This is a genomic window from Bacillus sp. AFS001701 (assembly GCF_002559405.1).
GTDB lineage: Bacteria > Bacillota > Bacilli > Bacillales > Bacillaceae_G > Gottfriedia.
In genome coordinates this window covers 1-5431 of the sequence record NZ_NTZO01000164.1, presented here as the reverse complement: position 1 = coordinate 5431, position 5431 = coordinate 1, and the positions used below count along the sequence as shown (strand labels likewise).

At 32.2% G+C, this 5431-nt stretch carries 4 protein-coding genes and 2 pseudogenes; 3 read left to right on the top strand and 3 right to left on the bottom strand.

The genetic code is table 11. From position 1 onward, the window contains the following. Window positions 1-519: pseudogene (locus tag CN514_RS12590) on the top strand (tyrosine-type recombinase/integrase); the annotation flags it as partial. A gap of 450 nt (window positions 520-969) precedes the next feature. Here the strand turns inward: CN514_RS12590 and CN514_RS12585 are convergent. Continuing rightward, window positions 970-1494, bottom strand: a pseudogene (locus CN514_RS12585) (CAP domain-containing protein); the annotation flags it as partial. 435 nt (window positions 1495-1929) lie between these two features. Here CN514_RS12585 and CN514_RS12580 point away from each other — a divergent pair. Both CN514_RS12580 and CN514_RS12575 read left to right on the top strand, forming a co-directional pair. Then, window positions 1930-2817 (top strand): hypothetical protein, encoded by an 888-nt coding sequence (locus tag CN514_RS12580; protein WP_098232888.1) that lies wholly within the window; start codon window positions 1930-1932, stop codon window positions 2815-2817. After that, entirely contained in the window at window positions 2817-3824 is a 1008-nt protein-coding gene (locus CN514_RS12575; RefSeq protein ID WP_176525889.1) for a S8 family serine peptidase, read from the top strand. The genes CN514_RS12580 and CN514_RS12575 overlap by 1 nt, the downstream gene beginning before the upstream one ends. Before the next feature lie 879 nt (window positions 3825-4703). Here the strand turns inward: CN514_RS12575 and CN514_RS12570 are convergent. Both CN514_RS12570 and CN514_RS25705 read right to left on the bottom strand, forming a co-directional pair. Then, window positions 4704-5003: a DUF5412 family protein gene (locus CN514_RS12570; RefSeq protein WP_098232886.1), complete on the bottom strand. Its 300-nt coding sequence runs from the start codon at window positions 5001-5003 to the stop codon at window positions 4704-4706. A 242-nt stretch (window positions 5004-5245) separates the two neighbouring features. Continuing rightward, window positions 5246-5431: hypothetical protein (locus CN514_RS25705; RefSeq protein WP_098232885.1), on the bottom strand; the 186-nt coding region annotated here is incomplete at its 5' end.

Here is a 5431-nt window from a genome sequence, read left to right as displayed (position 1 = left end):
TTAACTGAAAAAGAAATTGAACATCTCCGCGAAGCATGTCAAACTGCAAAAGAACATGCAATAATTGAATTTATGTATTCAACAGGATGTAGGATAGGTGAAATTGTATTAATTAATAAAAGAGATTTAAATTGGTCTAATAACTCTGTTGTGGTACGTGGAAAAGGTGATAAGGAAAGAGAAGTTTACTTTAATATTCGATCTGAAATTTGGTTAACTAGGTACCTAGGTGAGCGACAAGACGAAGATCCGGCATTATTTATAACAGATAGAGCCCCTCACAGATTAAGTATCGCACAAACACGATATATTATTAAAAATGTTTCTTTACGATAAGAGTTTAATAAAGAAATTTCACCACATCAACTTAGACACAGTTATGCAACTCATTTAATGAATAATGGTGCTCCTCTCGAAGTGATCCAAAGTTTATTAGGTCATGTAAAGAGTGAGACAACACGTATTTATGCCGAACTAAGTGGAAAACAACGTCATGAGCATTATAGTAAATACTTTTAAAAACAGGACCTAAAATTGTCCTATTACCTATAAAATATATTGTTCAATTATAAAAACACGCACCTATTTGTGAAGCATTACACTTAAACTAAACTGCCAGTTAGTTGAACAAGGAGTTTCGTATTTTAATTAGAAAATTTTGCTGGAGTAAATATAAAAAACCTACTAACCTAATTGTTAGCAGGTTCCCTATACAGTTTGACTTTTAACTTACAAGTTAATCTTATCATCAATGAACTTATTAGTAGTTCCAACTTTGAAAGTATTTGTTTCACAATTGAAAACATTCAGTATTCTAACCGTTCGTTAAAGTATACTCAGTTGAATATACTTACTCCTGAAACAATTATCTACGTTTTGTTAATCGATCTCTTCAAGTTTTATATAACGTTGACTCCATAGTTTGACATTCTAAAGCAGCTACTTTTAAAAGTAGCTGCTTTTTCTTTTTTATTGAGAAATGAACATTTGTGTCCAAGTATTTGCACGTGAATCATATCCTACGCCAATTTGATCTAAATTACCGTTTAGGATATTTGCGCGATGTCCTGCACTATTCATCCAGGCTTTTACAACCTCTTCAGGCGTTTTTTGCCCTTTTGCAATGTTTTCTGCTGCAGATTTGTATGAAATACCAAATTTTTTCATCATATCAAAAGGTGATCCGTAAGTTGGGCTGTTATGGTCAAAGTAGTTTTTATCTGTCATATCTTTTGATTTAACACAAGCTACATCAGATAATTTAGTATTTGATTTAAATGCTTTTAATCCTGCTTTTGAACGCTCTATATTTGTTAATTCAACGACTTTTGATTCAAATGCCGATAATGAGGTAGATGTTGTAGTTGTCGATTGATTTGTTGAAGGTGCTGTTGTAGTTGTTGGTTTATTTGTAGTAATTGTTGTTGGCTTATAAATTATAATAGTATTTGGTTTTGTAACTGGTTTCTTAATTGTTGCTTTTTTAACATTCTTTACTTCTGTCCATCCCTTTGTTTTTCCAGATGTAATATAAATCCATTGATTCAATTTACGTGAGACTTGTACCCATCTACAAAACTCCCCACCCCCTCAAATTTTTGAGAGGGTGCAGTGAGTCTGTCAACTCCTTAATGCTCACCACGTTCAGCTTACCGTTGACAGACAATTACTTTTATTTTCTACCGTTTGCTTCGGTAAAAATAAAAGTTGACACCAAAAAAGAGCAATTTATGATGAATAGCTCTTTAAACGATACCTTTTAGTATACCATTTTTACCCATGGAAAATTTATCTAATTTATTAATAAAAATTCCATTTTAGAAACACTAGACTTATTAAATTATTGTTATGATTATTATACATATTAGTTTCCATAAAACAGGATTATCAAAAAAACAGTGGACATTAGTCCTAGAAAGTTGGAAGAAAATGAAAGAAAAAACAAAATCTAAAGTAGTGGCTGCAATTTTGCTTAGTCTCCTTGTGTTAGGAAATAGTCAGCCGATTTTTGCAGAAACAACTGTTTCGAAGAGTATTGATGCACAAGTTGAAGACATTCAAGACAGCCTCGCACAAAAGGTCATTCAAGAAGCTAAAAGTGGGGGAGATGTTGATATTTCTCAGATTGTAGAGGATTCGCTCTCAACTAAGCAAAAGGATATACTCGCTGCAAAAGCTGAAGATATTGCTGATGGTATTGAGCAATCTAAAGATGATGTAACATATGACGACAGATATGTTAATGATATGATGGAACAGGCTAGTGATACTTATGCAGTAATCACAGACGAAATCAAAAAAGCTGAACAGTCGGGCGAGAAAATGTATACGCAAGAACAAATATTGAGCATAACCCCTGAAGAAGCGGGTGTCTCTGCTACTGATCTGGCACAGATTAAATCTACAATTGTTGGAGGATTAGTTGAAGTAGCCACTACCGAAGTCGCTTTCGATGAAGCAGATGTAAACAATGAAGTTGTTGCAGGATTTGAGACTATTAAAGATATTAAAGATATTAAAATTCCACTTTCAATGCTTCAACCGGAAAAAATTGATGAAAAAGATGGAAGTATCTCTTATGCTGGATATCCTGGTTGTGTAGATAATAACGGATATGGATATAAGAGCTTCATTGGTTCTGATTGCTGGGTACCATTCATGTATTATGTAAATTATTGTGTACGTGACGAGGCAAATAAGGTGAATAAAGCAATTCCTAGGTATTGTGTGTACAATAAACAAAATTGTAGTTGGATTATTGGGCACAGTAAATACGGGCACGCTCACTCAGCTTGGACGAAAGCGTGGCTTACATGATGAAAAAAATATTTTTTGTCACACTTTCTCTGCTAATCTCGGGAGTAGTTTCTACTCCCGTTTTTGCACATGACCATATGGATCACAATAAAAATGTGGTTACTATTCCCTCAGGAAAGGAAGTTCCCTATCGAGAATATGGAGCTTCTATTACAAATCTTCAGAATGAAGGTTATATGGGAAAGGGTATCAAAATTGCAGTATTAGATACTGGATTTGATATGAAAAGCAGGGAAGTTAATGTTGTAAAAGGATATAATTTTATAGATGACAATGATGACTATCAAGATGATAATGGTCATGGGACAAAAATTGCAGGAATAATTGGAGCAAAGAAAAATGGTAGATTACTACTTGGGGTTGCTCCAGAATCTCAAATTTATGTGGGGAAAATCGCTGATGAAAACGGACGAATTGATTTTCTTACTCTGGTTAAGGGGATAGATTGGGCAATCGAGCAAAAAGTTGATATCATCAATCTATCAGTTGAATTTTATAAAAATAATTCAGAGTTAGAAAAGGTAATCAAGAAAGCAACAAATAATCATATTTTGATAGTTGTTAGCTCTGGGAATCCATTGCCAGATGGCAAAATAAAGACTGTATATCCTGCAAAGTATAGTGATGTAGTATCTGTTGGAATGCTTGATACAAATGGGAATACCTATTCTAAAGATTTTAGTAAGAAGAAAACAGATGTTTATGCTATGGGAGAAGATGTAACAGGCTTATATCTCAATAATAAAATGACATACGATACAGCAGCAAGTTTTGCGACGGCTAATGCAACAGGAACATTTGCGTTATTGATGAATAAGAATAAGTATGAACACAAGAAATATAATCAAGCTCTATTAGTGAGCCAATATAGAGATATAGTAAAGGTACATTCTACAGTGTTTGATTTATTTACTTTGGGAGGAATTGGATTATTAATAATCGCTATTCCTATACTGGGATTAGGAGGGGGGATATTTCTAATTATTAAGCGTAAGAAAGACAAATAACTGTAATTAGTGTTATTTGGATAGTTATTTCTGTAGTGCTTTTGATGGGGGTTACTTCTTACTTGTGGTGTAATCAAAACCTATAATATTCCCGAAAAAGGACAAACTTATCTTTACTAAATATAATAGTATTTTATTTAAAGAAATCATGTTCGTAAAATAATACATTATCGCATATCTTATTTAACTAATCTGCCAGTAGGTGAACAATACCCAAAATGAACAATTTGATAGTTTCGAGAAATTATTGTTACAACACGATACATTACCTTTATAACGTAAAAAACCATCCTCATACGAGAATGGTTTTTCCTTTTAGTTAGATCGTAAAGATCAATAAAGTAAAAAATAAAAAAAGAAAGACCAACACGTAAAAGTGAAACCCTTCCTTAATGTATATTAATCATAACAATCATTTAATGGTTCATAATTTCTAAAATGTTTTTTTATTAGTAAATTAGATAAATTTATTATGGGTAAAAATGGTAAAATGTTTATTGTCGCAAAAAAAGAGTAAATTCCTAGCCGAAACATATTTCACTTTTTTCCAACAAGTTCTTTTTCTATTGCTTGGCACAAGATCTCTAAACCCTTTTTACTTAATACAATACTACCATTACCAGGGACTAACTCAGCACAACGTCTACCTATAGTTTCATTTTTGCTCTCTACCAAAACCATCCCTATTATTATAGGAACCTGTACTCCATGCTATGCCTAATGCTTCTCCAACTTTTTTTGGATCATTTAGAGTCTTAGTATAGGGCATTTTGTGTCTTAATAATTAAAAATATAATTCATCACTTTTTTTTCTCTTTTATATCCTTAGAAGGAAATTTGATCATATGCAACAAAAGCTTGCGTTAGTTGAATAGTGGTTTACTCTTTACGAAAATCGTAAGTTTGATTTGGAACAATTAATTTATGACCATTTATTATCACTGTGTCATTCTTTACCCATTTTATATTTGCTTTCTTTTCATGATAATTCCAGTAAATGTTTTTAGGTTTAATATCTTTCTTGTTAAAAATTAATTCTCCCCTAATAGCATAGTCCGTTGTTGCTCCCCCACTCGATACGTAAGCTTTTAAAGTATAATCTAGATTTGGCGACTTACTTTGTGCGATTAATTTACCTTTTGGAATATAGCTTAAAGTAGGTGGAGCGAAGAAGGTCATATAAATATGTTATGAAATCCAAATTAGAACTGGTAATGAAACTATTATTATTCCAATCGTTAAGTATCTATATTTCTTAGCCAAAATTTCTCCCCCAGATGGATGTTTTCTTAATTAATATAACATATAATCTTTCATTTCTAATTCAACTAAACTGCCATTTAGGACAATAAAAAAATCGACCATTTAGCCGATTTTTTATACAACATACGCATGAGTTAGTTGCATAAGCCATTTTAAATTTATATTTTTTTAGTAGGTTTAGCCAAAATAATTGATGTTAAAAACCCTACAAATCCACCGCCAATAGAACCAGCCAATGCTGAGTTAATCTCGCCATGAAATAAGAAAACTCTAACTAAAAAATACGATACTGCAAATGAAATTGCGTATATCAAATATACATAAATGCTCTTTTTAGAAATCAT